This is a genomic window from Sphingobium limneticum (genome assembly GCF_008710155.1).
Classification (GTDB): domain Bacteria; phylum Pseudomonadota; class Alphaproteobacteria; order Sphingomonadales; family Sphingomonadaceae; genus Sphingobium; species Sphingobium limneticum.
Genome location: NZ_VYPZ01000013.1, coordinates 69,824 through 94,220, shown reverse-complemented (window position 1 = coordinate 94,220; position 24,397 = coordinate 69,824). Strand labels below are relative to the sequence as shown.

General features: G+C 60.9%; 26 protein-coding genes and 4 pseudogenes. 25 read left to right on the top strand and 5 right to left on the bottom strand.

Annotation, left to right across the window (positions count from 1 at the left end):
- The 7 genes and pseudogenes from F4U94_RS15740 to F4U94_RS15710 form a co-directional block, all read left to right on the top strand.
- On the top strand, positions 1-1,568 hold a 1,568-nt coding region (locus tag F4U94_RS15740; RefSeq protein WP_150412006.1), incomplete at its 5' end, for a multicopper oxidase domain-containing protein.
- A complete protein-coding gene (locus F4U94_RS15735; protein ID WP_088181959.1) occupies positions 1,558-2,856 on the top strand; it encodes a copper resistance protein B in 1,299 nt (432 codons plus the stop codon). The genes F4U94_RS15740 and F4U94_RS15735, both read left to right, overlap by 11 nt.
- 48 nt (positions 2,857-2,904) lie before the next feature.
- The gene (locus tag F4U94_RS15730; RefSeq protein ID WP_088181958.1) at positions 2,905-3,288 is read left to right on the top strand and encodes a DUF305 domain-containing protein; all 384 of its coding nucleotides are present in this window, start codon (positions 2,905-2,907) and stop codon (positions 3,286-3,288) included.
- A gap of 60 nt (positions 3,289-3,348) precedes the next feature.
- A complete protein-coding gene (locus F4U94_RS15725) occupies positions 3,349-3,798 on the top strand; it encodes a DUF411 domain-containing protein (protein ID WP_088181957.1) in 450 nt (149 codons plus the stop codon).
- 86 nt (positions 3,799-3,884) lie between these two features.
- Positions 3,885-4,676, top strand: coding sequence for a DUF2231 domain-containing protein (locus F4U94_RS15720; RefSeq protein ID WP_249042065.1), 792 nt, complete (start codon positions 3,885-3,887; stop codon positions 4,674-4,676).
- A gap of 174 nt (positions 4,677-4,850) precedes the next feature.
- Positions 4,851-5,988 (top strand): annotated as a pseudogene (locus F4U94_RS15715) (IS3 family transposase).
- Between the two features lie 309 nt (positions 5,989-6,297).
- Complete coding sequence (locus F4U94_RS15710) at positions 6,298-6,723, top strand: YybH family protein (protein WP_249042064.1); 426 nt, start codon at positions 6,298-6,300, stop codon at positions 6,721-6,723.
- 301 nt (positions 6,724-7,024) lie between these two features.
- On the opposite strand, the gene fliE is transcribed toward F4U94_RS15710, so the two are convergent.
- On the bottom strand, positions 7,025-7,474 hold the full coding sequence (gene fliE / locus F4U94_RS15705) for a flagellar hook-basal body complex protein FliE (protein WP_037472259.1): 450 nt from the start codon (positions 7,472-7,474) through the stop codon (positions 7,025-7,027).
- 533 nt (positions 7,475-8,007) lie between these two features.
- Between fliE and F4U94_RS15700 the strand changes: the two genes are divergently transcribed.
- Together F4U94_RS15700 and F4U94_RS15695 are read left to right on the top strand one after the other, a co-directional pair.
- Positions 8,008-8,574, top strand: a complete 567-nt coding sequence (locus F4U94_RS15700; RefSeq protein ID WP_052027594.1) for a polysaccharide deacetylase family protein — start codon at positions 8,008-8,010, stop codon at positions 8,572-8,574.
- Positions 8,571-9,770: a carboxylate--amine ligase gene (locus tag F4U94_RS15695; RefSeq protein ID WP_088181955.1), complete on the top strand. Its 1,200-nt coding sequence runs from the start codon at positions 8,571-8,573 to the stop codon at positions 9,768-9,770. The genes F4U94_RS15700 and F4U94_RS15695 overlap by 4 nt, the downstream gene beginning before the upstream one ends.
- A 258-nt stretch (positions 9,771-10,028) precedes the next feature.
- Here F4U94_RS15695 and F4U94_RS15690 read toward each other — a convergent pair.
- A pseudogene (locus F4U94_RS15690) lies at positions 10,029-10,253 on the bottom strand (transposase domain-containing protein); the annotation flags it as partial.
- On the bottom strand, positions 10,181-10,567 hold the full coding sequence (locus F4U94_RS24395) for a hypothetical protein (protein ID WP_170271945.1): 387 nt from the start codon (positions 10,565-10,567) through the stop codon (positions 10,181-10,183). The pseudogene F4U94_RS15690 and the gene F4U94_RS24395, both read right to left, overlap by 73 nt.
- Here F4U94_RS24395 and F4U94_RS15685 point away from each other — a divergent pair.
- Both F4U94_RS15685 and F4U94_RS25560 read left to right on the top strand, forming a co-directional pair.
- Positions 10,566-10,751, top strand: coding sequence for a hypothetical protein (locus F4U94_RS15685; protein ID WP_130753559.1), 186 nt, complete (start codon positions 10,566-10,568; stop codon positions 10,749-10,751). The genes F4U94_RS24395 and F4U94_RS15685 overlap by 2 nt on opposite strands.
- Positions 10,738-11,220: pseudogene (locus tag F4U94_RS25560) on the top strand (recombinase family protein); the annotation flags it as partial. The gene F4U94_RS15685 and the pseudogene F4U94_RS25560, both read left to right, overlap by 14 nt.
- 169 nt (positions 11,221-11,389) lie before the next feature.
- On the opposite strand, the pseudogene F4U94_RS25555 reads toward F4U94_RS25560, so the two are convergent.
- Both F4U94_RS25555 and F4U94_RS15670 read right to left on the bottom strand, forming a co-directional pair.
- Positions 11,390-12,251: pseudogene (locus F4U94_RS25555) on the bottom strand (IS30 family transposase); the annotation flags it as partial.
- Between the two features lie 129 nt (positions 12,252-12,380).
- Entirely contained in the window at positions 12,381-12,947 is a 567-nt protein-coding gene (locus tag F4U94_RS15670; RefSeq protein ID WP_088185274.1) for a hypothetical protein, read from the bottom strand.
- Between the two features lie 263 nt (positions 12,948-13,210).
- Between F4U94_RS15670 and F4U94_RS15665 the strand changes: the two genes are divergently transcribed.
- The 14 genes from F4U94_RS15665 to virB9 all read left to right on the top strand — a co-directional run bounded on the left by F4U94_RS15665 (position 13,211) and on the right by virB9 (position 24,393).
- Entirely contained in the window at positions 13,211-13,969 is a 759-nt protein-coding gene (locus tag F4U94_RS15665; RefSeq protein WP_088185273.1) for an autoinducer binding domain-containing protein, read from the top strand.
- A gap of 18 nt (positions 13,970-13,987) precedes the next feature.
- Positions 13,988-14,734, top strand: coding sequence for a LuxR family transcriptional regulator (locus tag F4U94_RS15660; protein WP_088185272.1), 747 nt, complete (start codon positions 13,988-13,990; stop codon positions 14,732-14,734).
- A 50-nt stretch (positions 14,735-14,784) separates the two neighbouring features.
- Positions 14,785-15,429 carry an acyl-homoserine-lactone synthase gene (locus F4U94_RS15655; RefSeq protein ID WP_249042062.1) on the top strand — a complete coding sequence of 215 codons (645 nt, stop codon included), beginning with the start codon at positions 14,785-14,787 and terminating at the stop codon, positions 15,427-15,429.
- A gap of 17 nt (positions 15,430-15,446) precedes the next feature.
- Positions 15,447-16,355 (top strand): phytanoyl-CoA dioxygenase family protein, encoded by a 909-nt coding sequence (locus F4U94_RS15650; protein ID WP_170271948.1) that lies wholly within the window; start codon positions 15,447-15,449, stop codon positions 16,353-16,355.
- A 130-nt stretch (positions 16,356-16,485) separates the two neighbouring features.
- Positions 16,486-16,848, top strand: a complete 363-nt coding sequence (locus F4U94_RS15645; RefSeq protein ID WP_088185271.1) for a hypothetical protein — start codon at positions 16,486-16,488, stop codon at positions 16,846-16,848.
- Positions 16,845-17,519 carry a lytic transglycosylase domain-containing protein gene (locus F4U94_RS15640; protein ID WP_150412005.1) on the top strand — a complete coding sequence of 225 codons (675 nt, stop codon included), beginning with the start codon at positions 16,845-16,847 and terminating at the stop codon, positions 17,517-17,519. Before F4U94_RS15645 ends, F4U94_RS15640 begins: the two co-directional genes overlap by 4 nt.
- Positions 17,516-17,857: a TrbC/VirB2 family protein gene (locus F4U94_RS15635; RefSeq protein ID WP_127691996.1), complete on the top strand. Its 342-nt coding sequence runs from the start codon at positions 17,516-17,518 to the stop codon at positions 17,855-17,857. The genes F4U94_RS15640 and F4U94_RS15635 overlap by 4 nt, the downstream gene beginning before the upstream one ends.
- 10 nt (positions 17,858-17,867) lie before the next feature.
- Entirely contained in the window at positions 17,868-18,203 is a 336-nt protein-coding gene (locus F4U94_RS15630) for a VirB3 family type IV secretion system protein (RefSeq protein WP_150412004.1), read from the top strand.
- On the top strand, positions 18,196-20,613 hold the full coding sequence (locus tag F4U94_RS15625) for a VirB4 family type IV secretion/conjugal transfer ATPase (protein ID WP_150412003.1): 2,418 nt from the start codon (positions 18,196-18,198) through the stop codon (positions 20,611-20,613). Before F4U94_RS15630 ends, F4U94_RS15625 begins: the two co-directional genes overlap by 8 nt.
- A gap of 4 nt (positions 20,614-20,617) precedes the next feature.
- Positions 20,618-21,328, top strand: a complete 711-nt coding sequence (locus F4U94_RS15620; protein ID WP_150412002.1) for a TrbJ/VirB5 family protein — start codon at positions 20,618-20,620, stop codon at positions 21,326-21,328.
- Positions 21,325-21,552, top strand: coding sequence for an EexN family lipoprotein (locus F4U94_RS15615; protein ID WP_150412001.1), 228 nt, complete (start codon positions 21,325-21,327; stop codon positions 21,550-21,552). Before F4U94_RS15620 ends, F4U94_RS15615 begins: the two co-directional genes overlap by 4 nt.
- An 18-nt stretch (positions 21,553-21,570) precedes the next feature.
- Positions 21,571-22,515 carry a TrbL/VirB6 family protein gene (locus F4U94_RS15610; protein ID WP_150412000.1) on the top strand — a complete coding sequence of 315 codons (945 nt, stop codon included), beginning with the start codon at positions 21,571-21,573 and terminating at the stop codon, positions 22,513-22,515.
- Positions 22,516-22,849: 334 nt separating this feature from the next.
- Positions 22,850-23,539 carry a VirB8 family type IV secretion system protein gene (locus F4U94_RS15600; RefSeq protein WP_056366893.1) on the top strand — a complete coding sequence of 230 codons (690 nt, stop codon included), beginning with the start codon at positions 22,850-22,852 and terminating at the stop codon, positions 23,537-23,539.
- On the top strand, positions 23,536-24,393 hold the full coding sequence (gene virB9 / locus F4U94_RS15595; RefSeq protein ID WP_150411998.1) for a P-type conjugative transfer protein VirB9: 858 nt from the start codon (positions 23,536-23,538) through the stop codon (positions 24,391-24,393). Before F4U94_RS15600 ends, virB9 begins: the two co-directional genes overlap by 4 nt.
- Positions 24,394-24,397 lie beyond the last annotated feature (4 nt).

Below are 24,397 nucleotides of genomic sequence, written 5' to 3'. Positions count from 1 at the left end.
TGCAGTCAGGCACCTACTGGTACCACAGCCACTCGGGCGAGCAGGAGCAGGGCGGGCTCTACGGCCCCATCGTCATCGATCCCGCGGGACCCGACCCGATCGCATTCGACCGCGAGCATGTGATCGTGCTCTCCGATCACAGCCAGATGACCGGTGAGGAGATCTTCCGCAAGCTCAAGCAGATGGGCGGTGCCTATTTCAACTATCAGCGCCCGACGCTGAGTGGACTGCTCGCCGGACGGGAAATGCCCCTCAAGGATCGCCTGAAGTGGGGGCAGATGCGGATGGACCCGGCGGACATCGCGGACGTCACGGGTTCGACCTACACCTTCCTGGTCAATGGCTTTGGGCCTTACGACAATTGGACGGGTCTCTTCCGGCCGGGGGAGCGCGTCCGGCTACGCATCGTCAACGCCGCGGCGCAGACCAACTTCAACGTCCGCATCCCTGACCTGCCAATGACAGTGGTGCAGGCCGACGGCCAGAACGTCCGGCCCGTCGAAGTGGACGAGTTCCAGATCGGGGTCGCGGAGACGTTCGACGTGATCGTGACGCCCGGCGACCGCGCCTACAGCTTCGTGTCCGAAGCGATCGACCGTTCCGGCATGGGGCGCGCCACCCTGGCACCGCGCGAGGGCATGATCGCCCCAGTCCCGCCGCTTCGCCCGCGCACGCTCCTGACCATGACCGACATGGGCATGGATATGGGAGGCATGAAGGGGATGGAGGGAATGTCGGGGATGTCCGACGAGAACCCGGTGGCGAAGCGCGGCCTCGACCCCACGGTCCAGCAGAACGCATCGCGTAACCTGTGGAAGCTAACCGGCTGGAAGGGACCGACTGACCACGGAGCGGTCGCGGTGGCGTCCGGGATGGCGGGCATGGCCGGCATGGATCATGGCAAAATGAACTCTGGCGCGATGGCGGGAATGGCCCACAGCCAAATGGGTGCCGGCGGTATGGCTGGGATGGACCATGGCTCGGGGGGCATGAGCATGGACATGAACATGCGCAACCCAAAGAACGCCCCCGGCGTCAAGATGGGGCCGGGGGTGCAGACCATCTCGCCGATGCCGAAGGACCGCACGGCCGAGCCGCCGCAGGGGCTGGAGGACGTCGATCATCGCGTGCTCACCTATCGCGACCTTGTCGCGCTGGATCGCAACCCGGACGCTCGTGCCCCGGCGCGCCAGTTGGAGATCCACCTGACGGGCAATATGGAGCGCTATATGTGGGGCTTTGACGGCCAGAAGCTCAGCGACCCCGCCGACCCCATCCCGTTCCGCAAGGACGAGCGCGCGCGCGTCACCCTGATCAATGACACGATGATGCCGCACCCGATCCACTTGCACGGGCACTTCTTTGAACTGGTGACCGGGCATGGCGACTTGGCGCCTCGCAAGCACACGGTGAATGTAGCGCCTGGCGGCAAGATGACGTTCGACGTGACGACCGATGCGGTCGGCGATTGGGCGTTCCACTGCCACAATCTCTATCACATGACCGCAGGGATGATGCGTGTCGTGACCGTTCGCCCGATGGGCGAGGAGAATCGCGATGCAGCTTAAGCTCCTCCTGATCGCGGGCGGCGCGGCGCTTGGCCTGGCAACGCCCGCGGCCGCACAGATGGACCATTCCAACATGCCGGGCATGAAGATGCCACCGCCCAAGACGCCAGCGGTGAAAAAGCCTGTCACTAAGAAGCCGGCAGCAACCAAGCCGGGCGCGCGCAAGAAGTCCGTGAAGCCCGCTGCCAGGTCGACACCGCGCGCGAAGGCGGGATCGGGGGCCAAGCCCGCCGCAGGCCGGTCCGCCAAGCCGCCGGCCCCTGGAACGGTCGTTGCCGATCCTCACGCCGGTCATAACATGACGACCATGCCGGGCATGGCTACGCCTGGATCCAACCCAAATCCTGGCGCCAGGCACGACATGTCGGCGATGCCAGATACCTCCGGCGGTGCTGCCCCCGGCCAGCCAAGTGCCATGCCGGGCATGGACCATGGTTCGATGCCGGGAATGGATCAGGGTTCGGGGGCCATGCAAGGCATGGCGGGTCATGACATGGAAAGCATGCCGCCTTCGACGACGGGCATGGCGATGGTCGGGACCAACCTGCCGGCCGGCGATGCTCCGCCGCCGCCTATCCCGACGGATCGGGCCGCGGACCAAGTCTACTCTGCCGCCGCTATGGCGCATTCGCAGCAGCATCTGCAGATGCACGGGGGACAGAATTTCTCGCAGGTCATATTTAACCTGGCCGAATACCAGGTCCGCGACGGTCGCGACGCCTATCGATGGGATGGCGGTGCCTGGTACGGTGGCGACATCAATCGCCTGGTTCTTAAAACCGAAGGCGAAGGGAACTTTGGGAGAAGCCTGGAAAGGGCGGAGCTGCAGGCGCTCTATGCACGGGCGATCGGACCCTTCACCGACTTCCAGGCCGGGATTCGTTACGACTTCAAGCCCAACCCCTCCCGTGTCTACGCTACGGTTGGGTTCGAAAGCCTGGCCCCAGGCTTTTTCGATGTGGAGGGCGCACTGTTCTTGTCTAGCAAGGGTGACGTGCTCGGCCGCGTTGAAGGGTATTACGATCAGCGTATCACCCAGCGCCTGATCCTCCAGCCTCGTCTCGAAGCGGAATTTGCGGCGCAAGACGTTCCGGAAGACCGGATCGGCTCGGGCTTGTCGGACCTCGAGCTTGGCTTGCGGCTGCGCTACGAGGTGAAGCGCGAGTTTGCCCCTTATATCGGTGTTTCATACGAGCGCAGAGTGGGCCGCTCTGCTCGTTTTGCACGCGAGGACGGCGAGGATGCGTCATCGACCAGCCTTGTTCTGGGCATTCGCACATGGTTTTGAGGCCGGTTAGTTTTTGTTGCGCTAACCAGGTCCAACAAGGAGAGTTCGATGTTTAAAGCGATTACGGTTCTGGCTGTGGCGGCAATGGCAACAAGCCCAGTTTTGGCTCAGCAGCCGATGCAAGGCATGGACCACTCGAAAATGCAGGGCATGAACCACCACGATATGCCTGGCATGAACACGCCCTTCATGCCCGCCGAGATGGAGATGCAGAAAAAGATGATGGCGGCCAAGGGGGCCAATGCAAGCGAGACTTGGACCCGCAAGATGATCGAGCATCACCGCGGTGCGATTGCCATGTCGCAGATCGTTCTCCGCCAGTCGCCGGATGCGAAGACCCGGCAAATGGCTCAGAAGTCTATTGCCGAGCAAAACAAGAGCATCAGTGAACTCCAGGCGATGCTCCGGGCGATGGGCAAGTCTCCGCAGTGATAACCTTCGTTCCTTCCGTCCTCAATCAGGGGGCGGGAGGAATGACCAAGGAGTTTTTCCATGAAGACAGCTTTGCGATCCGCGCTTACTGCCGCAGCCTTGTTGGTTCCGGTTGCCGTCAGCGCGGCCACCCCGATCGTTATGCACCGCGATCCCGGCTGCGGCTGTTGCGCCAAGTGGGCAGCGCAGGTGCAGCGGCAGCTCGGGCGCCAGGTGCGCGTCGTCGATGATTCCAATCGCCCGGCGCTGCAGAAGCGCGCGGGGGTCCCTGCGGACGTCTCGTCCTGCCACACAGCAATCGCCGATGGCATGGCTTTCGAGGGCCACGTGCCGATTGCCGATATGAAGCGGGCTCTCGCGACCCGGCCCAAGGGTGTGCGAGGCCTCGCGGTCGGCGGTATGCCGCTCGGCTCGCCGGGAATGGAAGTGCCGGGCGTCAAGGCACAGGCCTATGACGTGGTCGCCTTCGGCCCCGGGGGGCGCCGCCTGTTCGCCCGCCACGGCAGCTGATCGGCGGTTTTTTCAGGCTGGGGCGGCAGATGCGGTCGCCGCAGCTGGTGTAGCTCCACGGCCCAGTTCGTCTTGAAGAGCGGGCGATGGGTTTCACGAAAGGATTTGGCCGGGTGAGGCAAACGGGCATTGATGAACACGAAACAAGGGGTTGGGTGATGCGCGGTAAACGAAGCGGAGCCTTCGCTTTGCTCCTTGCGGTTGCAATGTCAGTAAGCACATCGGCAGCGGCGCATGAAGATCACGATGCGCTCGGGGCCGGGCCAGGTGCTAACAGCGCAGTCGAGACTCAGAAAAAGGATGGAGCAGACGCTGGCGACGGCCACATGGGCATGGGCTCTATGTCGACCGTGGACATGAACATGGGCGGCCGCGACATCGCCGGCGACGACATGGACATGGGCGGCATGCACGAGGAGACCGCCAACAAGAACAAGAGTTTCGGTGAACGGCTTGTGAGCTGGCTGGGCCGGCTGCACACCATGGTCATTCATTTTCCCATCGCACTGTTCATCGGTGCGTTCGGGGTGGAGCTGTTCGGGTTGTGGCGCCGCAACCGGGACTATCAGCATGTCGCACATATAATGTTGGTCGTCGGAGCGCTGGGAGCAATCGCGGCGGCGTTCCTGGGCTGGTTCGCGGGCGGGTTCTACCTGACCGACCGCAACCCGATCCTGATGACGCATCGCTGGCTCGGGACGTTGATCGCGGTCTTCGGCGTCGCGCTGGCTTGGATGGCAGCGCGCCACGGTAAGGTTCCCGAGCGGTCGCGGACGTTGTACTGGGTGGTGCTTGGCCTGATGACGCTCGCTATCTCCATCCAGGGGTTCCTTGGCGGAACCTTCATGCACGGCGGATTATACCACTTGGCATTCTGAACGGGTCCGTCTGTGCGCATAAAGCGGTCGTTTTCTGAACAGGGACGGCCGAGGGCGCGTCTTCACCGAGGACGCGCCTTTGACTGATCAGAGGTGGCCTGGCAAAACTGCACATCGGGATAAGTGGATTTTCTGCCTGCCGGCGGCCAGGATGGCCGCGTGACTGGAGTAGAGATGAGCAAACGACCACGCCGGAATCACAGCCCGGCATTCAAAGCGAAGGTGGCATTGGCCGCCGTGAAGGGCGAGAAGACGCTGGCGGAGCTGGCGCAGCAGTTTGACGTGCATCCGAACCAGATCACGCAATGGCGCGGGCAGCTTCTGGAAGGGGCTGCCGGTGTATTCGGGAGCGAGACGCGGAGCGAGGCTGCCGAGCCAGTGATCGACGTAAAGACGCTGCACGCCAAAATCGGTGAACTGACGTTGGTGAACGATTTTTTGTCAGGGGCGCTCGGGAAGGCGGGACTGTTGCCGAGCGCAAAACGATGATCGACCGTTCGCACGCACTGCCGTTGGCGCGGCAAGCCCGGGAGCTTGGGATCAGCCGGGGCAGCATTTATTATCTGCCCAGACCGGTGCCGCCTGCCGATCTCGCCATCATGCGGCGGATCGACGAACTGCACCTGGAGTTTCCATTCGCCGGGAGCCGGATGCTGCGCGACCTGCTCCGGCAGGAGGGCTTCAAGATCGGCCGCCAGCATGTTGGCACGCTGATGAAGACGATGGCGATTGAGGCGATCTACCGCCGCCCGAGCACATCGAAGCCCGCGCTGGGGCACAAGATCTATCCCTATTTGCTGCGCAAGCTGGCGATCGTGCGTCCCAACCAAGTCTTGGCGACCGACATCAGTTACATTCCGATGGCGAGGGGCTTTGTATATCTCGTTGCCATCGTGGACTGGTTCAGCCGCAACGTTCTGGCCTGGCGGGTGTCGATCACGATGGAAGCCGATTTTTGTGTTGAGGCTCTGGAAGAAGCACTGGCGCGCTTCGGCAAACCGGAGATTTTCAATACAGATCAGGGCAGCCAATTCACGAGCATGGCCTTCACCAGCGTGCTGCTCCGAGAAAAAATCGCCATAAGCATGGACGGCAGGGGCGCGTGGCGCGACAATGTCGTTGTCGAGCGCCTGTGGCGCTCAGTCAAATATGAGGAGGTTTACCTCCGGGCCTACGGCGGGTCAGCGAAGCCCGCGCGTCGATCGGTCGTTATCTGAACTTTTACAATGGAAGGAGGCCACATTCGAGCCTCGCCGCCAGGACGCCGGATCAGGCGTATTTTGACAACCTGCCGGTAATGATGGCAGCATGAATTTGGCAACCGATACGGGGCGTCACTCCGATCGGGCTACGCCCTCCCTGCATGACGCCCCGTATTGGCAAGGCAAGGAACCCGGCAGACGATCCACTTAACCATTGCCGATCCCTGTTCAGACAAACCCGGCCACCTCTCTTACCTCTCTTGTTCAGGTAGCAGGATTTGCTTGGTTTGATAATACTAGCGATATCGGTACAAGAATTCCTGAGGGCACCTTATGAATGGTGGCCTCAACCATCTTGCGGTATCAAAGGGGGAAACATGATTTTGGTATTGAGAGTAGCAGTAGCCACAGCGTTGGCCATGCCGATCGCAGTCACCGCGCAGCCTGAGCGAGTCGCGGATACAGGGGCCGTGGAGGCGGTGCTGTCACAGTACAAGGCGGCGATCAAGAAGCTCGACGCAAAGGGTACCGAGGATCTCTTCGCGGTCGACTCGCAGATATTCGAAACGGGTGGCTACGAGGGAACCTACACAACATACCTTGCCCATCATCTTGCGCCAGAGCTGGCGGCGTTCAAGTCGTTCACATTTTCTGACTACAAGGTCAGCGTTCGCTTTGAGGGACCGGTTGCACTCGCTACTGAGACCTACCGCTATCGGATCGAACCCAAGAACGGAGCCGTTGCCGAGCGTATTGGCGTCGCGACCAGCGTCTTAACGCGCGTGGGAAATAGCTGGAAAATCGTCAGCATGCACAATAGCGGTCGCAAGCCGAAAGGCTCCTGATCGGTCTGTGGCCGCTACTGCTTCTTCGCTGGATTTGGCGTAGGCGAGTGCGCTGTCGCGTTTGTAGAGTTCGTCGGGTGATCGTGCTCCGCTATGCCGGCATAATGGTTCATCTGATCCTCGGAGATGTCCGACGTTTTTTCGCTGCTGCCACAAGCCGTTACGGCTAGGGATAACAGAAACATGGCCGCGATAAGCGCCCTCGATCTTCTCATAACATAATACCCTTCGATGCCGAGCTGAACCATCATAGCTGATCCGGTGCTTGACTTGCTTACAATGATACGGTCGACAGCTTGCGCTAGACCGGCATGCTCATGATGTCCTTATACGCGGAAAGCAACCTATTGCGAACCTGCAGCGTCGCTTCGAAGGCGATCGACGACTCCTGCCGCGCGAGCATGACCTTTGCAATATCGACCTCTTCGCCGCGCTCATAGGCGACTGTCAACTGGCCGGCGCGAGCGTTGATGTCATTAATCTTTTGAAGCTGTGTTTGCAGTGTAGAGGTAAAGCCGCCTGGTTCCGTGCGTTCAGTCCCCAAAATCCTTTGGTTTGAGCCAGGGCCTGCAAGCGAGTCTGCACCGTCCGCCTTTCCAAGCACGGTATCCATCGCTGCTTCGAATTTTGCTCCCGCACCCCCGGGGCTACCAACAGAACCCGCGCTGCTTGCTACATTTCGAAGCGCCGCATTCCTGTCGAGGATGGCGCTTCGCATAGCCAAGAGGTCGTTGATGGAGATGCTGCTCATGTTCACCCCGGTGCGATTTTTAGCATTGCCATATAATGGCATCGCAAGCGTTAGAGGATAGTTAACGACGCTTAGGAATGATTGCTTGATCGTAAAAGCCGCGTGCCGATTCTCATAGGTTGTCCACCGTCAGCACCAATGGCACAGATTTGAGGTTGTGAATTAAGGAGGGTTGGGGCTTCGTCTTAATGACGAAGGAACGAAGATGAAGTCCAAACCCTCCTTGAAAAAATCGTCGCTGAAGGCCCCCTGTCCGCGATTTAGTGAAATATCTGTCCGGGATTTTCCGAAACACGCAGATCAAGCGACAGACCCTCGAGCATCGGCGCTTGCAGCACCGTAAGCTCGCCGCCTAAACATCAACCCCTGACGAGGCCCGCACTCCGCTAATTTACGCCGCGAGTTGCACCAAATGTTCTGACGACGGACAGACCGGCTATCGAATTTGTCGATGCACACCCGAACGTGATTCAACATCAGTGCGCCTTGGTATTGGCTAACAATTGGTAAGGCTATGATGCTATGCCCGGCGGATGACGCGCGCGCCCACTACGATCGACACGGCATTGCCCGCCAGCCGGCTGGCAACGGAAATCACGGCGGACAAGAATTTGCGGCTGTCCGTCACCGGCGAGCATGGAGTCGGCTGGCTGATGAAAAGGATGGAAGCGCGCGGGATCACGAGCATGTTCTTCGATCCCATGCCCGGCGTCGTCCGTGGCCCCGATCGTGTGACGCGGATGCTCGAGCCGATCATGGCGCGTGGGCATGGGGTACAGGTGCATTTCCACACCGAACGGCTGGAATGGTTTTCCGACTCGCCCGTAGACGGATGCCTAGGACGGCATATAGGCGATTTCGCGCTAGAGGGTCTGACGTTGCTGACCGGAAGGGCGCAGAATGCGCTGATCGAGGCGGAGGCGGCCGCAGGCCTGCGGTTCGCGGCCAGTCAAGGGCAGCATAGCTTCGTCGTGGCGACCCATAGTTTCGAGATGCTGTCGCATGACCGGCTCGCGCCCAGCCGGGTCCGCACGGACCCACGCATGGTTCAGCTGGCGTGGGCGGCAATCCGCTATGAAAATGCGCTGCAGTTCGCATGACCTTGCCCGTTGCCATCGTTCTGGGCGTGGACAGCGCCATCGGGCTTACGGTCGTGCGCGAGCTTGGCCGCCTTGGCGTGCCGGTTGTCGCCATCGGCAGGAGCGTAAAGGCGATCGGGCGCTATTCGCGACACACCGCGCGCTTCGTCGTGCGGCCTAGGGCGCGCGATCTGGCCGACTGGTTGCCCAAGGTGATTCGAGAAACGGGCGCGGCGGTGCTGCTGGCGATCAGCGAGGGCGATCTGATCGCGCTCGCTGATCTGCCGGAGGTTATCGAAGGCTGCCGCATCCTGACCCCGCGCGCCGACCGGCTGGCGGTGGTGCTCGATAAGACGCGCACGCTGGAAGCGGCTGCAGCTGTGGGGATCGCCGGCCCGCCAAGCTGGCAGCCGCTGACGGGTGAGGATTTCGCCGCGAAGGCCGCGACTCTGCCCTATCCTGCCATCCTGAAATGGAGCGATCCGCCCGCGATGTGGGCCGCGCTCGATGCGGCGGGCCTGCCGTTCGAGAAGATTGCCTACGCGACCGACGCCACCGACCTGCTGGCGAAGCTGGTACCCTATGATGCGCTGGCGGTGTGGCCGCTAGTGCAGGGCTGGTGCGGCGGTTACGGCTTCGGGCAGATGCTGATGATGGCGGGCGGGGAGGCTCGGCTGCGCTTCCAGCATCGCCGACTGCGCGAATTTCCCGCGAGCGGCGGCGTGTCCACCCTGTGCGCAACCGTTCCCCTGTCGGACCATCGCGCACAGATGGCGAAGTCCGAGGCACTGCTGCGTTATATCGGTTGGGAAGGGCCAGCGATGGTGGAATATCGCCATGATCCTGCGACGGGTACTTACTGGCTAATGGAGATCAACGGTCGCTTTTGGGGCAGTTTGCCGCTGGCCAGCCAGGCGGGGGCGCAATTCGCCTGGGAACAGTATCGCGCGGCGGTGCCCGAAGCTGGCGATGCCGCGCCGCCTCTCTATAGCAATCGCCGCGCCCGCTACGCGATCCCGGATGCCAAGCGGCTCGTACAGATATTGCGCGCACCCGCTGCCGTGTCCGTGCCGGGGCAGAGGCCACCGAGCCGTCTGCGGGAGAGCATCGCCTTTGCGGTGGAGTATCTCCATCCGCGCACCGGCTATTATGTGTGGGACTGGCGCGACCCGATGCCGCTGGTCGGTGACATCATTAGGATTTTGCGGGGACAGTAAGCATGAATCTTCCCCTGCAAGTGGAGAATTTATGCTTGAACAGTCCTCTCGATCAGCCCGCCGCCCAGCATGGGCCGTGTCCACGGGGTTCTCTAATCGCCACCGTCAACAGCTGATCCTTAGCGTTTCAGCGGGCGCGCCGGGCTCCAGGGTTCTCTCCGCGGTCGTCGCGCTGGACGCCGCATGCTGCCTGGTTGATGGCAATCCTCACCGTTGTTCTCGCCGGCAAGGGCGTAGGCATTCGGTGAAGGCCGCGGATCAGGCGGCTTTGCGTTGATCTTCGGCGGCGCACCAATTCCAGGGAAACAGTTCGTGGAGACGACTTTATGGGATGTCTGCGATCTGCGCGAGAACATCGGCGAGCCGAGCCTGAGGATCGATGTCGTTGAGCTTCGCCGTGCCAATGAGGGTCAACATGAAAGCGGTGCGCTGACCGCCGCGGTCTGACCCAGCGAAGAGCCATGATTTTCTGCCCAAGGCCATCGCAGGGTCATTCTGCCCATGTCGGGCAGATGGTAGAGTTTCATTATCGCTGGCATCCATATTACGGCGGTCGTTTTCGGCATGAAGGCCGCGAGGACCGGGCCAATGGCGCGATCATCCGGGTAGAGATCAGGCCGGGTGAGATCATCCAGGTCGCAGAGTGGATGCTGGACAGGGCGTTGTGCGCCGACATGGAGATGGGCGAACCGCGCGTTGCGGTGATTGGGCTTGTAGAGCTTCATGGACTGCTTACCGATCGCGGTTTCAGGCAGACTTCGACGGATGGACTCACGGCCATCCAGGAGGCGCGCCATGAAGGCACTACCACGACCCTCGTCGCTATCGATGCTGACCCAGCAGCTGAGCATGCCGCTCGATACGCCGCAGATGCGAGGCCTGAGCGAGGCGCAGCGAAGCGCCGTTGTTGCCAGGCTGGCGACCCTCTTGATGGCCGCAGCCGGCGTCGCGGCGAAGGAGGCCAGCGATGACGGGCAATGATCTCCTTCCAGTCACGGTGCTCAAGCGCAAAGCTGTGGTGTATGTCCGACAGTCGACCCCGGGTCAGGTCCAGAACAACCTGGAGAGCCAGCGCCGACAATATGAGCTTGTCGATGTTGCGCGACGCTGGGGATTTCACGATGTCGAGGTGATCGACGATGACCTTGGTCGGACCGCCAGCGGCACTGTCGACCGCCCCGGTTTCGAACGACTGGCCAGCGGCCTGTGCACGGGCAAGGTTGGCGCGGTGCTTTGCTTGGACGCATCGCGCCTTTACCGTAATGGCCGGGACTGGCACCACCTTTTGGAGCTGTGTGGCCTGGTTGAAGCGCGCGTGATCGATCTCGACGGGGTATACGATCCCTGTCGACCAAACGATCGATTGTTGTTGGGCATGAAGGGCAGCATCAGCGAGTTTGAGCTTGGCATTTTGCGAACACGCATGCTTGACGCGGCGCGCGCCAAGGCAAGGCGGGGAGAACTGCGCCTCAGTGTTCCGATCGGCTATATCTGGCACCGCGAATACGGCCTGGGGCTGGATCCCGATATCCGGGTACAGGAGGCGATCCGCCTCATCTTTTCGCGTTTCCGCGAGCTTGGCAGCGCCCGCCAGGTGCTGATTTCGCTGACAGCTGACAATTTCCATTTTCCCCGCCCTTCTGACGGGCGCAAAACGGTGTGCTTCGATTGGGTGCCGCTTCGCAGAAATAGCTCGTCATCGCGAGTTTCTTCTGAAGTGTCGCAAAGGCAGAAAATTCCGTTCCCCGGTCAAAGGTGATGCTCTGACGCGGGGAAAGGGGCAGCATGTGCAAGTGGTGCTGGATTCCCGACATGACGCCGGCAGAAAGCCGCCTGGGATTGCGGGCGACGACAGTAAACCGGCTGCGGCGCTCGACCAGCGAGGTGAGGTTGGCTTTGCCATATTCCAACCTGAAGGTCATCAGGCGCCTTCCCGATGACCAAAGCTCCTGCGATTACCGATTTCGGAAGGGCGTTTGCCAATGGTGTTGGCCAAGGGGATATGCAGACCGCGCGGCTTGCGCGCATAGCGTCGCCATCGGGATCGGCGGGCAACAGGCGGAAGGCGCCACAGGCCCTGGCTTCGTCCGTCCGGCCCATAGACGAACAGGTAGATGGTCTCATGACAGACGGCTTCACGAATACCGCGATGGCGTCGAAGATATCCCGCAATCTGCTCGGGCGAAGAAGCTGCTGACAAGCGGTCGGCGATATAGGCGGCAAGCTCGGGCTTTCGGGCAATCTTGCCACCACGCACCCGGCGCCTGTCGGCCATTGTTTGTGCGGCGGTCGGAAAATAGCCACGAAACATTGGCTCGTCATCGAGATGCCGGTTGCGCTTGAGGTCACGATAGATGGTCGAACGATGTCGCTGCAGCGCTGCAGCGCTGCTGAGATCTGCAGCACGGACCGTCCGGTTACAGCCAATTGATAAATCTGTCGCCGCTCGTCCAAACCCAGATGCTGATAGCCGTTCATCATGTTCCTTCCTGGAAAAGGGATCAAACCCCTATAAATCCTAGGATTTCGCACTTCGATCTAGAATCCACCCGCCAAAAGATTTAAGTTCGATAATAACGGTTATGTTAAATTCGGCCTAATTCCGGGGCGTCAGAACGCCAGTTCCGCCTGTCTTGGAACCGATCTCGGCTGTTCTTGTCGGTCGCCAATCAGACCGCGCGCGCACCCGGCCAGAACATAGACGGCTTGGCGCTGCGCACCGCGATTATAATGATCGACGCAATAGCCCTGATAGTGCCGCTTGAGCAAGCCAGCGCGCACGAGTTCGGATACCGCCCGGCTCACATTGGTTTTGCCCGACGCGCGCACTTGCTCACGGATGGCGTCGTCGACGATCACCGTGGCCTGATCGGCATCGGCTGGCAATGCGCCTGATATTGCCAGATCGCTTCGTATCCGCTCTTCCAGGGCAACGCGCCGGGGATCACGCTGGCCCATCGGGGTGAGCGCATCGCAAAGCCAGTCACGCAACGGAACGAGCCCGCCACCCTTTGCCACCAAGGGCCCGGCGCTGCCGTCGGAACGGGAAACCTGCGCAATTAGATTTAGCACCATGAAGGCGTAGCGCGGCCTAGACGAGGACCGCGCAAGCATCTCCAGCAAGGACGGCATATCCAGTTTCGGGCGGCCGTCGCCGATGATCGGAGCGTGCAACATAACAGGTCTGAATCAAGCACATATAGGGGGTTACGTGAATCCCCCTTCGCCGCCGATTTCATCATTTTGTCGGCTGTGACACTTTGCCCGGAGGTAAAGTGTCACGCGCGCCCCTTCATAATAGCACCGGCCGATTCGTACGAAAGACGACCTGTGCCTTTCTTGCGGGGCGTTGGGCGCTCGATGCAGCCGGTCTTGTTTTTCAATGGCTTCGCCGAACGACGACTGGACGAAACAACACCCAAAATGCGAACCGTTCGCATATGGGTAGTCTCGAAGATGCTGGCCGCTTGGGCGATATCACCGCATTCGAAGCCGAATGCCGGGAGGCGACGACGCTCGATCAGCTCAAATCCTTGCTCGATGCGATTGTGCGCCAGTTTGGATTCCGCTGGTTCGCATTGGTGCACAATGTCGATTTGAAGCGGACCACCCGCAAAGCCCTGCTGATCACCACCTATCCGGTGCGCTGGATCGAGGAAGTGATGGATGCCCACCTCTATCTTGAAGATCCAGTCCACGCTGCCTGCGCCAAGACCGTGTCCGGGCTCACCTGGGATCGGATCGGGGATTACATCGCGCCCAATGCTCGCCAGCGTTCAATCCTGGAGCGGGGACGCGCGCACGGACTGGCGGCCGGGTTCACCATGCCGATCAGGATGCGCGACGAGCCCGACGCGATGTTCACCATGGCGCGTCAAGGCGATGACCAGATTTCAAGCCCGGACCTTCTCTCTGCCCGATTGATTGGCATGGTTGCGTTCGACCAGGCTCGAACCCTTCTTGGTCCAGATAAACTGGCAAACGTGCCGATAGCGCTCAGCCCGCGCCAGATCGACTGCATTGATCTGGTGGCACAGGGCAAGAGCGACTGGGAAATTGGACAGATTCTGGGTCTGAGCCGCGACACGGTGCACGAATATGTCGAAGGCGCGCGCCGACGTTATGGCGTCCGCCGTCGGACCCAACTTGTGCTTCGCGCTGTCCGCGACGGACATCTCAATATTGAGGCTCTCGTGTAGCAAGTAGATCGGCGGCTTATGATCACCCTCGCCGAAGTGCAGGCGTTCTGCACTGTGGCCCGCGCTGCTTCGACCCCTCACGCTCTCCTACAGGCTGTCGAAGAAATTACGGCAGCAATGGGTTTCCGCTATTTCGCGCTCGTGCATCACATCGACTTACTGAACCCCGGAAGCACAGCCGTTCGCCTTGTCAGCTATCCGAGAGATTGGGTTGATGCGTTCGAGGAGGGCCGACTGTACGCTGCTGACCCGATCCATCGTGCAAGCCATACGACGACCATAGGTTTCGCTTGGTCGAAGGTAGAGGCCATGATCTCACTCCATCCGCGGGACCACGCGGTATTGGCAGCGGCTCGATCTGCGGGCCTTGGCGACGGATTCACGATCCCTGCGCATGTCCCCGGCGAGGTAAACGGTTCCTGTTCCTTTGCCATGCGCGAGGGCGAGGATCTCAACGAAGAGCAACTACCGCTTGTCCAGCTTGTCGGCAGTTTCGCATTCGAAGCCGCACGCAAGATAGCGCGCGCCACGATAGCCCCCATCGCGGCCGCGCCGCAACTCACCGAGCGGCAAATCGAATGCGTCGCGCTGGTCGCGCGGGGTAAAACCGACTGGGAAATCGCCAAAATACTCGGAGTCGGTGCCGAAACCGTAACACAGCATCTCAAGGACGCACGTGATCGCTACGGCGTCACCAAACGCACGATGCTCGCCATTCGTGCGCTCTTCGACGGCGCCATTAGCTTCACCGATATTCTGCGCTGACGATCCCTCCCCAGTTCTGGGGATAACATAGATCATGACAAGCTGATCGAATGATCGCCTCACAAATGGAGGTGATCATGGTTATTACAGGAAATGGGATTGAACAGGCGCTGAGCGACCGCGTATTCAGATCGATGTTTGAAGAGCGTAAGCGTGTGTTCGTTGATCTACTTGGCTGGGACATTCCCGTTCTGGCCTGTCGCTACGAGATCGATCAATTCGATGATGATGAAGCCGTCTATATCGTCATCACCGATGACACCGGCGAGCATGCCGGGTCCGCCCGTCTGCTCCAGACCGACCGGCCGCACATCCTCGACACTATCTTCCCCAATCTGTGCGATGGCGTACCGCCAACGGGTCCGAATGTTCGCGAAATAACCCGCTTCTGCTTGGCGCGCCGCCTGAAGGCTCGCGAGCGGCTCGCCACCCGCAATCGCCTCGTCTCTGCCTTGGTCGAATACGCCCTTAGCAATGGTATCCTGACCTATACCGGCGTTGCCGAATGGGCTTGGTTCCAACAGATCCTCGCGTTCGGATGGGAATGCCTTCCGCTTGGATTGCTGGACAACAGCGATCCACGCGGCCTGTCGGCCATGCAGATCAATATTGGCCCGGATACCCCCAACCTCCTGAGTCAATCCGGCGTCTTCGCGCAGATCCATCTGATGGATCTTGATCGCGCCGCAGCATGAAATTCGGGAGACATCGCATGGCTACCAAGCCGCTACCTGTAGGCGAGATCGAGGCCCACGGGTCAATTTACGAAACACTCATGCGCGAAGGCTTCTGCGTGCTTCAAGACATCATGCCCCCCGATATTGTCCAGTTGCTGGCGAGAGATCTGGCTCCGCACTTCGAGGCAACGCCGTTTTGCGAAGGTGGATTCTACGGCAGCCGTACCAAGAGGTTCGGCAGTCTGCTCAAACGATCGAACCATGTGTCGGCGTTCATCCAGCATCCCCAGATCATGGCGATCGCGCAAGCTGTGCTCAGTCCGTGGTGCGACACAATCCAGCTCAATCTCGCTCAAGCTCTCGAGCTGCATCCCGGCGCACTGCCGCAATTTCCCCACCGCGATCAGGATATGTGGCGGGGCCAAACTGGCGAGGTCGAATATCTCCTTAACGTCATGTGGCCGTTCACCGAATATCGGCATGACAATGGCACGACCCTGATCTGGCCGCGCAGCCACGCCGCAAATGCGCTTACACCTGAACCTCCCGAGGATCCCGTGGCCGTGGAATGCAGTCCAGGATCTGCGATCATCTTCCTAGGCTCGACCCTTCATGGTGCTGGCGGCAACCAGTCGCCGGGTGTGCGTCAAGGCATGATCGTGAGCTATTGCCTCGGATGGCTGAAACCATATGAAAACCAGTGGTTGGTCTATCCACCCGAGGTAGCACGGACGTTCTCTCCAGATTTGGCCGCTTTGGTCGGATACCAGCAGCATCGGCCCAATTTGGGGAACTACGAGGGGCGATGCCCATCTCTTCTGCTGGGCGAGGAACGCTCCGAGCATCTCGGCGCGATCGATGCCTTACGTCCAGATCAAACGGCAGCACTTGAGGAATTTGTTGAAGAACAACGCCGGGTCCGAGCCGCATCGAGCGAAAACTGATTCCAGCGCGCTCCCCCCTTGTGGGGGGATTGCCCGAAAACGCCGGACCGGGTTCAAAAGAGAGGTGATTTTCAACGGAGAGTAGTCGGCGCATTTTTAATGCAGCGGCGCTGAAAAGCGGAGAAATCAGATGCAGCGCCTGCGCCTTGCCCTTGCCGTTCCGATCGTGGCGATGTCTGCCCAGGCGGCTCCTGCGGTCGCCAACGATCTAGGCTGCCAGGTTTTGCTTTGCCTCTCGAACCCGGGCGGCGCGACCCAGTACCCCGCCTGCGTGCCGCCTATGGTGAAGCTCTGGGAGCGTCTGGCATTAGGCGGTTCATTCCCTGGCTGCTCCGGTAGTGGCGTTGCGAAGACCAAGGTTCATGATCGCGATTCCGCTTCCCGGCGCCGGGTGGTGATGACGTTCACCGACGGGCGGCAGCAATCCTATTCGCTTGCAAATATCGAAAGCTTGCCAGCGTCACCCAGTGAACAAGGGACCACACCACAGTGATCCTCGAGCTCGCAACCGTGGTCGGACTGGCGCAGCAATGCGCGCCAACGGTTGCGGTCGAAACGCTTGTGTCGGTCGTCCACACCGAAAGTCATTTCAACCCCTACGCCATCGGCGTGAATGCGAAGGGGGTTGCCGCACCCAATCCCGGCGATCGGGTGTCGGCCGCCGCAGTCGCTCGATCGCTGATCGCCCGCGGCTACAACATCGACCTGGGTCTGGGACAAATCAACAGCGCAAATCTCAGGTGGCTTGGCCTGTCGGTCGATGACGCCTTCGATCCCTGCCGCAATCTCGCTGCCGCCGCACGCGTGCTGGCTTCCAACTATCTGAGCGTTGCGCGCTCCAGCCCTTCTACAGAGGTGGCCATCGCGACCGCCATGTCGATGTACAATACGGGCAGTCGTTCGCGCGGGTTCGGAAACGGCTATGTCAGCCGCGTCTACGCGTCGTCGAGTATCGTCGTGCCCGCGATCAGGCGTGGAACTATGCCAGAACCCGCCGCTTTGCCCGCGCCAGTGACGCCGGAACCCACAGTTACGAAGCCTTCGGCGGGTGATCGCTCGCCGCGCGTTCAAGAGGCATGGGACACCGCTGCGGGGGCGCAGACGGCATCATTGATGGTCTTTGGGGGAGCATCCAACAGTTCACCGAAAGGACAAGCCGAATGACTGCCTTAGCGACCAATTCCAAGATATGGTTGACGCCGCGCCGGCGCAGTTTCGCGCAATATCTGGCACTGTTTGTCGCGGTCGTTGTGGTGTCGCTCCTGCTCACCGATCCGGCCCATGCCCAATCAGCCGATGGCATCACCTCGATGGCGGAGAACATAAAGACCTGGCTGACCGGCACTTTTGCAAAAACCATCGCGGTGATCGCGGTCGTCATCGTGGGTTTCATGTTCTTCACCGGGCGAGCGAGCCTGGGGCTCCTGGTCACCGTCATCGTCGGCATCTTCATCGTGTTCAGCGCGCAGTGGATCGTCGATACCATCACCGGCGGCGCGTGAGTGCGCTGGGATGGACGACGAAAAGCTTAAGGAAGAAACGCTCTTCCTGGCCGTTACCCGGCCGACGATGTGGCTGGGTGTTCCGATCGAAGCTTCGCTGCCGATCGCACTGGCGGCGTGCCTGACGCTCATCATCACCGGCAACCCGCTTTACGCCTTCGCCCTAGCCGGAGCCTTTCTGGCCATAGCCAGGCTGATCGTGCGACACGACGCAAACGCCTTTCGCCTCTTGTGGCTCTGGACAATGACAAAGGCACGCTGCCGCAACCGGGGATGGTGGGGCGGCAGCTCCTACTCCCCCCTGCCAATCGATGGGGCGAAACGCCGGGGCTTTGCACATGGCTAGCCGGGCCAACTCGTTGGGCGGTGCTGCCGCCCGGACGCCGTGGCGGATCCTCAGACAAGAGGCGGACCCCGCGCGCTACCTCCCTTATGCGCGGCATATCGACGACAGCGTCATTGCGCTCGACGGGCGCGACCTCATGATGATGTTCAAGCTCGACGGCCTCGCATTCGAGACCGCCGACCCAATCCATCTCAACGACTGGCACGAAAAGCTCAACGGCACGTTGCGCAATATCGCCGACGACCGTCTGGCGATCTGGACGCATATCGTTCGCCGGCCGATCACCGACTATCCTGAAGGCGAGTTTCGCTCTGCCTTTGCGGCCGATCTCGATGCAAAATACCGCGCGCGGGTGACCGCCAAGCGGATGTTCGTCAACGAGCTCTACCTGACCCTCATCATGCGGCCGTCGGTCGGATCGGCTGATCGTACCGGCGTGCTGCTTCGACGTTTGGCATCGGCGCGCAAAGAGGGGACCGAAGTCGACGAGGACGAGCTTGCCCGCTTTGAGGACAAGGCTCGTGACATTGAGAAGCTCCTCGCACGCTGCCGACCCCAACGTCTCCACTTGTACGAGCATAATGGCCTGATGTTCTCGCAGCCGCTCGAGGTGCTTGAACTGGTGATGATGGGCCGCGCTGGCAGGGTGCCCCTGGTCCGAGGCCATCTCGGTTCCGCCATCTATGGGGAACGGGTTATCTTCGGCCGCGAGACGGTCGAGGTACGGGCGCATGACACGAGCAGGTTCATCGGCCTTTTCGGCATCCGTGAATATCCGGCCATGACCAGGCCAGGTCAGATGAACGCGCTCCTCAGCCAGGATTTCGCGTTCGTCGTGACGCAGTCCTTCGCTTTCATGGGCAAAGCGCGGGCCTCGGAGCGCTTGCGCCGTCGGCAGAACCAGATGGCCTCGACGGAGGATGCCGCTGCGAGCCAGGCGCTTGAGCTCGCCGACGCGGCCGACGATCTGCAGAGCAATCGCTTCGTCCTGGGCGAACATCATTTCTCACTCGCGGTTTTCGGTGAAAATCAAAAACGCCTGGCCGAAAATCTCTCGACCGCACGGGCCGCCCTTGCCGACGCGGGTCTGGTAGCCGCTCGGGAGGGTCCGGCGCTGGAGGCCGCCTTCTGGTCGCAGCTTCCTGGCAACTTCGCATGGCGTGCGCGGCCAGCGGCGATCACGTCACGCAATTTTGCCGCGCTCTCGCCGTTCCACACTTTCCCCGCCGGCAAGCCCGATGGCAATCACTGGGGTGCTGCGATCGCGTTGATGAAGACCGCAGCCCAGTCTCCCTTCTATTTCAACTTTCATGTGAACGATCTTGGCCACACGCTGATTATCGGCCCATCGGGCGGCGGCAAGACCGTCGTCCAGAATTTCCTGATGGCGCAGCTGGAGAAAACCGGCGCGCAGCAGATCTTCATCGACAAGGACCGAGGGGCCGAGATCTACGTGCGGTCATCCGGCGGCACCTATCTGGCGCTGCGCAATGGGGTGCCGACCGGGTTTGCGCCGCTGCGCGCGCTGGACCAGACCCCGGGCAACATCGTCTTCCTCGGCAGGCTGATCCGTCATCTGGTGACCCCTTCTGGCACCCAGCTCGGCGTCACGCAGGAGAGGATGATCGACGAGGGCATACTCTCGATCGGACGCCTTCCCCCGGAGGAGCGGTCCATTCTCGCGCTGCGTCAATTGCTCGGACAGCGCGATCCGGAAGGGATAGGCGCTCGGCTTGAGAAATGGTCGCGCGGCGGCGCACTTGGTTGGGTGTTCGACAATGACCGGGACGAGTTGACTCTCGAGGCCCGATTCATCGGTTTCGACATGACGGATTTTCTGGACAATCCCGAGATCCGCACGCCGCTGATGATGTACATGTTCCATCGGATCGATGCGCTGCTCGATGGCCGTCGCCTCGTGATCGACATCGACGAGTTCTGGAAGGCGCTGGGCGATGATGCGTTCCGCGCCTTCGCGCAGGATGGCCTGAAGACCTACCGGAAGCAGAATGCCTTTCTGGTGTTCGGGACGCAAAGCCCGGCTGACGCTCTGCGATCGGACATCTCGCACAGCATAATGGAGCAGGTCGCCACTAAGATCCTCTTGCCCAACCCCCACGGCCGAGAGGTTGATTATATCGATGGACTCGGCCTCACCCGCGCCGAGTTCAAGCTCATCAGAAACGATCTGATCCCCGAAAGTCGGCGATTTCTCGTCAAGCAGGGTCACGATTCCATCGTGGTGGAACTTGATCTCGGCGGCCTGTCCGACGAGCTGGCCGTCCTCTCGGGCACCACCGAAACCGTCGGAATCCTCGATCAGGTTCGCCGCGAACATGGCGACGATCCCAGTCACTGGCTGCCCGTCTTTCACGAGCGCCGCCGTGCCACCACCAGAAGGAAAGGATAAGGTCATGAAAGCATTCCGAGCGCTCGCGATTGTTAGCGGATTGGCGATTTCCGTGCCGGCGTTCGCGCAGGGCATCCCGGTCTATGATTCCAGCACGTTTCTGCAGACCCTCTCGACGGTGAAGAACACCCTGTCGATGATCGAACAGGGGAAGCAGCAGATTTCCCAGGCCACCGACATGTTCAACAGCTTCAACAAGCTGACGAACGTCAATCAGATTGCCTCGTCTCTGAACACCGACGCCGTTCGCCACCTCTTGCCAAGCGAAGCACGGGACATTCAGCGCCTTATGTCTTCGGACATGACAGGCCTCGGCAGTCTTGGATCTTCCGCAGATCGGATTCGCAGCAATTACCGGGTCGATCTTCCCGCGCTCCGCCCTGACGCGACCGCTTTCGAGCGTTCAAGCCGCGATTCAATCTCCCGCAATGGCGAAATGGCAGCGCGTGACGCGGCGATTGCCGAGGCAGCATATGGCGTCACCGCCCAGAGAACGACGGGTCTCGAGGAACTGCGTTCGTCGCTGGACACCGCGTCGGACGCGAAGGACGTGATGGATATCCAAGCCCGTGTCGGGGTGGAAAATGCCCATATCCAGAACGACGCGGTGCAACTCCAGGCTCTTACAATGAGGCAGCAGGCGGAGCAGCGCATTCGATCACAGCAGGAGAGCGAGCAAATCTTAGCAAGTAAGCTCGGGAGCCTCCATCAATGAAGGCAACCATCTTCAAGACAATCGCGCTTTTGGTCCCGGCGTTTCTGGTGGCGTGCCAACCCCCCGCCCGCGGAAAGGATTATCTCAAAGCTCACCCGCAAGAGCTCGCGGAAGTCTTGAAGGCGTGCGCCGATGGTACGCATCGCGACGCACAGGAATGCTCGAACGCAGAGAGTGTGAAGACGCTCGATCAAAAGCTGCGCTCGCTGTCGCCGGCCCATTGACCGTGATGGAAAGATGAGATGGCCGACGGACTCTTCACCACGCTTTACACGAACATCGACGGCAAACTCGACATGTTCCTCAACGAGCGCCTGAACAATGTCATCGAGGTTGTGCGCGGTCCACTCGCGCTTGGTTTGGTCATCTACATCGCGCTGTTCGGCTACATGGTGATGCGCGGCATCGTCAGCGAGCCATGGGGCGAGCTTGTCTACCGAATGGTGAAACTGTGTTTGCTCTACATTGCGGCAACGACGGTCGCCTACACGGAGTGGGTAACAAACCCCCTGTTCCACGGCATGCCTGATGCGATTTCGCAGGCGTTGGCGGGGCATACCGTCACGAGCGTCGGCAACGTGTTCGACGACTATTTCAGCCAGTGTGACGTTATCATCGCGAGGATCGAGACCGAGGCGGCAACGTACAGCGATATCAACCCCTATAAGCTCGTTTTGTACGTCCTGAGCCTTGGGCTGAAAGCGTTGGCCGGACTGTCTGCGGCGATCGGTTTCTCCATCACCGTTTTCGCGAAGGTCGCTCTCGCGATTATCATCGCGCTCGGACCCATCTTCATAGCCCTTTCACTTTTCGAGACCACGCGGAGGCTGTTTCACGGGTGGCTCGGGCAGGCCTTCAACTTCATTGTGTTGATGGCGGTGATCATAGCCATCACGGCCCTAATCACTGACCTTGGTGCGACCGCGATTACCGCATCCGAAGGTGTCGGAGACGCCGCCCTGGGTGCGGTGCTGTTCGCCGTTTATATTTTCTTGGGAACGATTTTCTTCTTTCAGGCCCCCTCCATCGCAACCGGCATTGCCGGGGGCGCATCGGCCGGCATCGGTGCCTTCGCCGGCTCTGCGTGGGGGGTCATGGCGGCACCGTTTCAGCAACGCCGCAGCGCTCGCAACAGTCGCAATCTCGAACGTGCCGCCCAGCGCGGTGGTTCGGTGAGCCGCGCATGAGGAAGGAAGACCCTTTGACGAGACCAACCACGATAGTCCGCGCGCTCTGGCGATCAGCCGTCGTCATCGCACTGATCCCGTCACTCGCCCAAGGGGCATCGGGGCCAAAGAAACTACCCGTCTGCAACGGCAAACATCTGCGCGAAGTGAACATCTACGGGAGCGTGCTGCCGGGTTCGCCGCTCCCGGCAATCGTCGTACCCCCTGCCTCGCCGCCCGTGCCGCAGATCAAACAGCCAGTTGATGCCGGCACTCCGCCCCCGCCTGTTCCCGCCCCGCTTCCCGAAAAGACGTCCGCGCGCGCTACCCCCGGCACCTTTGGGAGTTGCTGATCATGCGGAACCAGACCGAAGGCGTGCCGGCAAAAGACGCTGAACTCTATTTCGGGCATGCCCGATCCTGGGATCAGGATCGTCAGCGCAAATCGTTGCGATCCGAACGCATCGCCTGGGTCGTGGCCGGCCTGGGGCTGCTTGCCGCGACCGCGGAGGGCTTCGCACTCGCGGGCCTGGCCCCGCTGAAGACGGTCATGCCGTACATTATTCGCGTCAATCAGACGACGGGCGCGGTCGATGTGCAGACCACCCTCACCCAGAAGCCGATGCGCTATGACGAAGCGGTCACGAAATTCTTCCTCGCGCAATATGTCCGGACACGGGAAAGCTGGTTGCCAGCGGCGGCCGAAGAGAATTTTCGCGCTGTCACAATCCTGTCCGAACCAGGCGAGCAACAGCGCTGGGGCCGGTTTTTCAGTTCGAACAATGCCGCGAGCCCACAGGTTGTCTGGGGCAAGGGTGCGGTCGTCCAGGCCCGCGTGCGCAATATTGCCTTCATCAACGATCGGGTTGCAAACGTCCGCTTCACGCGGACGGTGCAGACCGACACCGATACGCAGAGCAGCGACTGGATCGCGACCGTCACCTTCCGGTACACGAATGCGCCAATGGCGGAGGGCGACCGCTATCGCAATCCATTGGGCTTCCAGGTCGAGAATTACCGCGCGGACCCCGAGGTGGTGCGATGAACCGCCTTCTCTCTATAGCGAGCCTTCTCGTCATTATAGCGACACCCGCCCTTGGGGAGGACACCCCCCGCGGAGGGCCGGCGGATCCACGCGTAAAGTTCGTCGAATATCAGGAGACCCAGGTCTACCGGATCGTCGGCACTTTTCGGACGGCGACCCAGGTGGTGCTCGGGGCCGACGAGACGATCGAACATGTCGCGCTCGGCGACACCGTCTCATGGGAAGTGGCGGTTGCCGGTCATATCCTGTTCCTGAAACCCCGCGAGCGGGCGGGACCGACCAACCTCATCGTCACGACCAATCGCGGGGGCGAACTGCGCAACTACGCCTTCGAACTGACCGCGCGCCGGGGACCGATCGGCAGCGGGAGCCGTGACACATTCTTCCAGGTTCGGTTTCGCTACCCGCGCGATGAAGCCGATCGTGCCGCTCGCATGCGCGCCACCCAGGAGGCGCAGCGCGTTGCAGCGCTGCAGGCGAGCGCCGTCCGGGGCGCCCTCGACCATGGCGTCATCGATGGGCCGCGCAATCTGAATTACAAGGTCCAGGGTGCGAGCGATCTTCAGCCGTCGGAGATCTCCGACAACGGCCAGTTCACGGTCCTGCGCTTCCCCGGCAACCACGAAATCCCGGCGATCTATCTCGTGCGACCGGACGGCTCGGAGTCCTTGGTCCCATTCGATGTCCGGGACGAGTTTGTGGTCGTCCACGCCGTGGCGGCTCAACTGCGCCTGCGCCGGAACCGGGAGGTGCTGTGCATCTATAATCTCGCGCCGACACCTTATGGCGTCGATCACGGCACCAACACCGCATCGCCGCATGTCGAGCGCAACATACAAGACCCGAAGGAGTGAGTGC

What these genes read in the sequence shown, in the direction of transcription:
- F4U94_RS15735 (WP_088181959.1), top strand. Translation starts at nt 1,558, where the DNA reads ATGCAGCTTAAGCTCCTCCTGATCGCGGGCGGCGCGGCGCTTGGCCTG.
- F4U94_RS15730 (WP_088181958.1), top strand. Translation starts at nt 2,905, where the DNA reads ATGTTTAAAGCGATTACGGTTCTGGCTGTGGCGGCAATGGCAACAAGC.
- F4U94_RS15725 (WP_088181957.1), top strand. Translation starts at nt 3,349, where the DNA reads ATGAAGACAGCTTTGCGATCCGCGCTTACTGCCGCAGCCTTGTTGGTT.
- F4U94_RS15720 (WP_249042065.1), top strand. Translation starts at nt 3,885, where the DNA reads ATGGGTTTCACGAAAGGATTTGGCCGGGTGAGGCAAACGGGCATTGAT.
- F4U94_RS15710 (WP_249042064.1), top strand. Translation starts at nt 6,298, where the DNA reads ATGCCGATCGCAGTCACCGCGCAGCCTGAGCGAGTCGCGGATACAGGG.
- fliE (WP_037472259.1), bottom strand. Translation starts at nt 7,474, where the DNA reads ATGAGCAGCATCTCCATCAACGACCTCTTGGCTATGCGAAGCGCCATC.
- F4U94_RS15700 (WP_052027594.1), top strand. Translation starts at nt 8,008, where the DNA reads ATGACGCGCGCGCCCACTACGATCGACACGGCATTGCCCGCCAGCCGG.
- F4U94_RS15695 (WP_088181955.1), top strand. Translation starts at nt 8,571, where the DNA reads ATGACCTTGCCCGTTGCCATCGTTCTGGGCGTGGACAGCGCCATCGGG.
- F4U94_RS15685 (WP_130753559.1), top strand. Translation starts at nt 10,566, where the DNA reads ATGAAGGCACTACCACGACCCTCGTCGCTATCGATGCTGACCCAGCAG.
- F4U94_RS24395 (WP_170271945.1), bottom strand. Translation starts at nt 10,567, where the DNA reads ATGGCGCGCCTCCTGGATGGCCGTGAGTCCATCCGTCGAAGTCTGCCT.
- F4U94_RS15670 (WP_088185274.1), bottom strand. Translation starts at nt 12,947, where the DNA reads ATGTTGCACGCTCCGATCATCGGCGACGGCCGCCCGAAACTGGATATG.
- F4U94_RS15665 (WP_088185273.1), top strand. Translation starts at nt 13,211, where the DNA reads ATGGGTAGTCTCGAAGATGCTGGCCGCTTGGGCGATATCACCGCATTC.
- F4U94_RS15660 (WP_088185272.1), top strand. Translation starts at nt 13,988, where the DNA reads ATGATCACCCTCGCCGAAGTGCAGGCGTTCTGCACTGTGGCCCGCGCT.
- F4U94_RS15655 (WP_249042062.1), top strand. Translation starts at nt 14,785, where the DNA reads ATGATCGCCTCACAAATGGAGGTGATCATGGTTATTACAGGAAATGGG.
- F4U94_RS15650 (WP_170271948.1), top strand. Translation starts at nt 15,447, where the DNA reads ATGGCTACCAAGCCGCTACCTGTAGGCGAGATCGAGGCCCACGGGTCA.
- F4U94_RS15645 (WP_088185271.1), top strand. Translation starts at nt 16,486, where the DNA reads ATGCAGCGCCTGCGCCTTGCCCTTGCCGTTCCGATCGTGGCGATGTCT.
- F4U94_RS15635 (WP_127691996.1), top strand. Translation starts at nt 17,516, where the DNA reads ATGACTGCCTTAGCGACCAATTCCAAGATATGGTTGACGCCGCGCCGG.
- F4U94_RS15630 (WP_150412004.1), top strand. Translation starts at nt 17,868, where the DNA reads ATGGACGACGAAAAGCTTAAGGAAGAAACGCTCTTCCTGGCCGTTACC.
- F4U94_RS15625 (WP_150412003.1), top strand. Translation starts at nt 18,196, where the DNA reads ATGGCTAGCCGGGCCAACTCGTTGGGCGGTGCTGCCGCCCGGACGCCG.
- F4U94_RS15620 (WP_150412002.1), top strand. Translation starts at nt 20,618, where the DNA reads ATGAAAGCATTCCGAGCGCTCGCGATTGTTAGCGGATTGGCGATTTCC.
- F4U94_RS15615 (WP_150412001.1), top strand. Translation starts at nt 21,325, where the DNA reads ATGAAGGCAACCATCTTCAAGACAATCGCGCTTTTGGTCCCGGCGTTT.
- F4U94_RS15610 (WP_150412000.1), top strand. Translation starts at nt 21,571, where the DNA reads ATGGCCGACGGACTCTTCACCACGCTTTACACGAACATCGACGGCAAA.
- F4U94_RS15600 (WP_056366893.1), top strand. Translation starts at nt 22,850, where the DNA reads ATGCGGAACCAGACCGAAGGCGTGCCGGCAAAAGACGCTGAACTCTAT.
- virB9 (WP_150411998.1), top strand. Translation starts at nt 23,536, where the DNA reads ATGAACCGCCTTCTCTCTATAGCGAGCCTTCTCGTCATTATAGCGACA.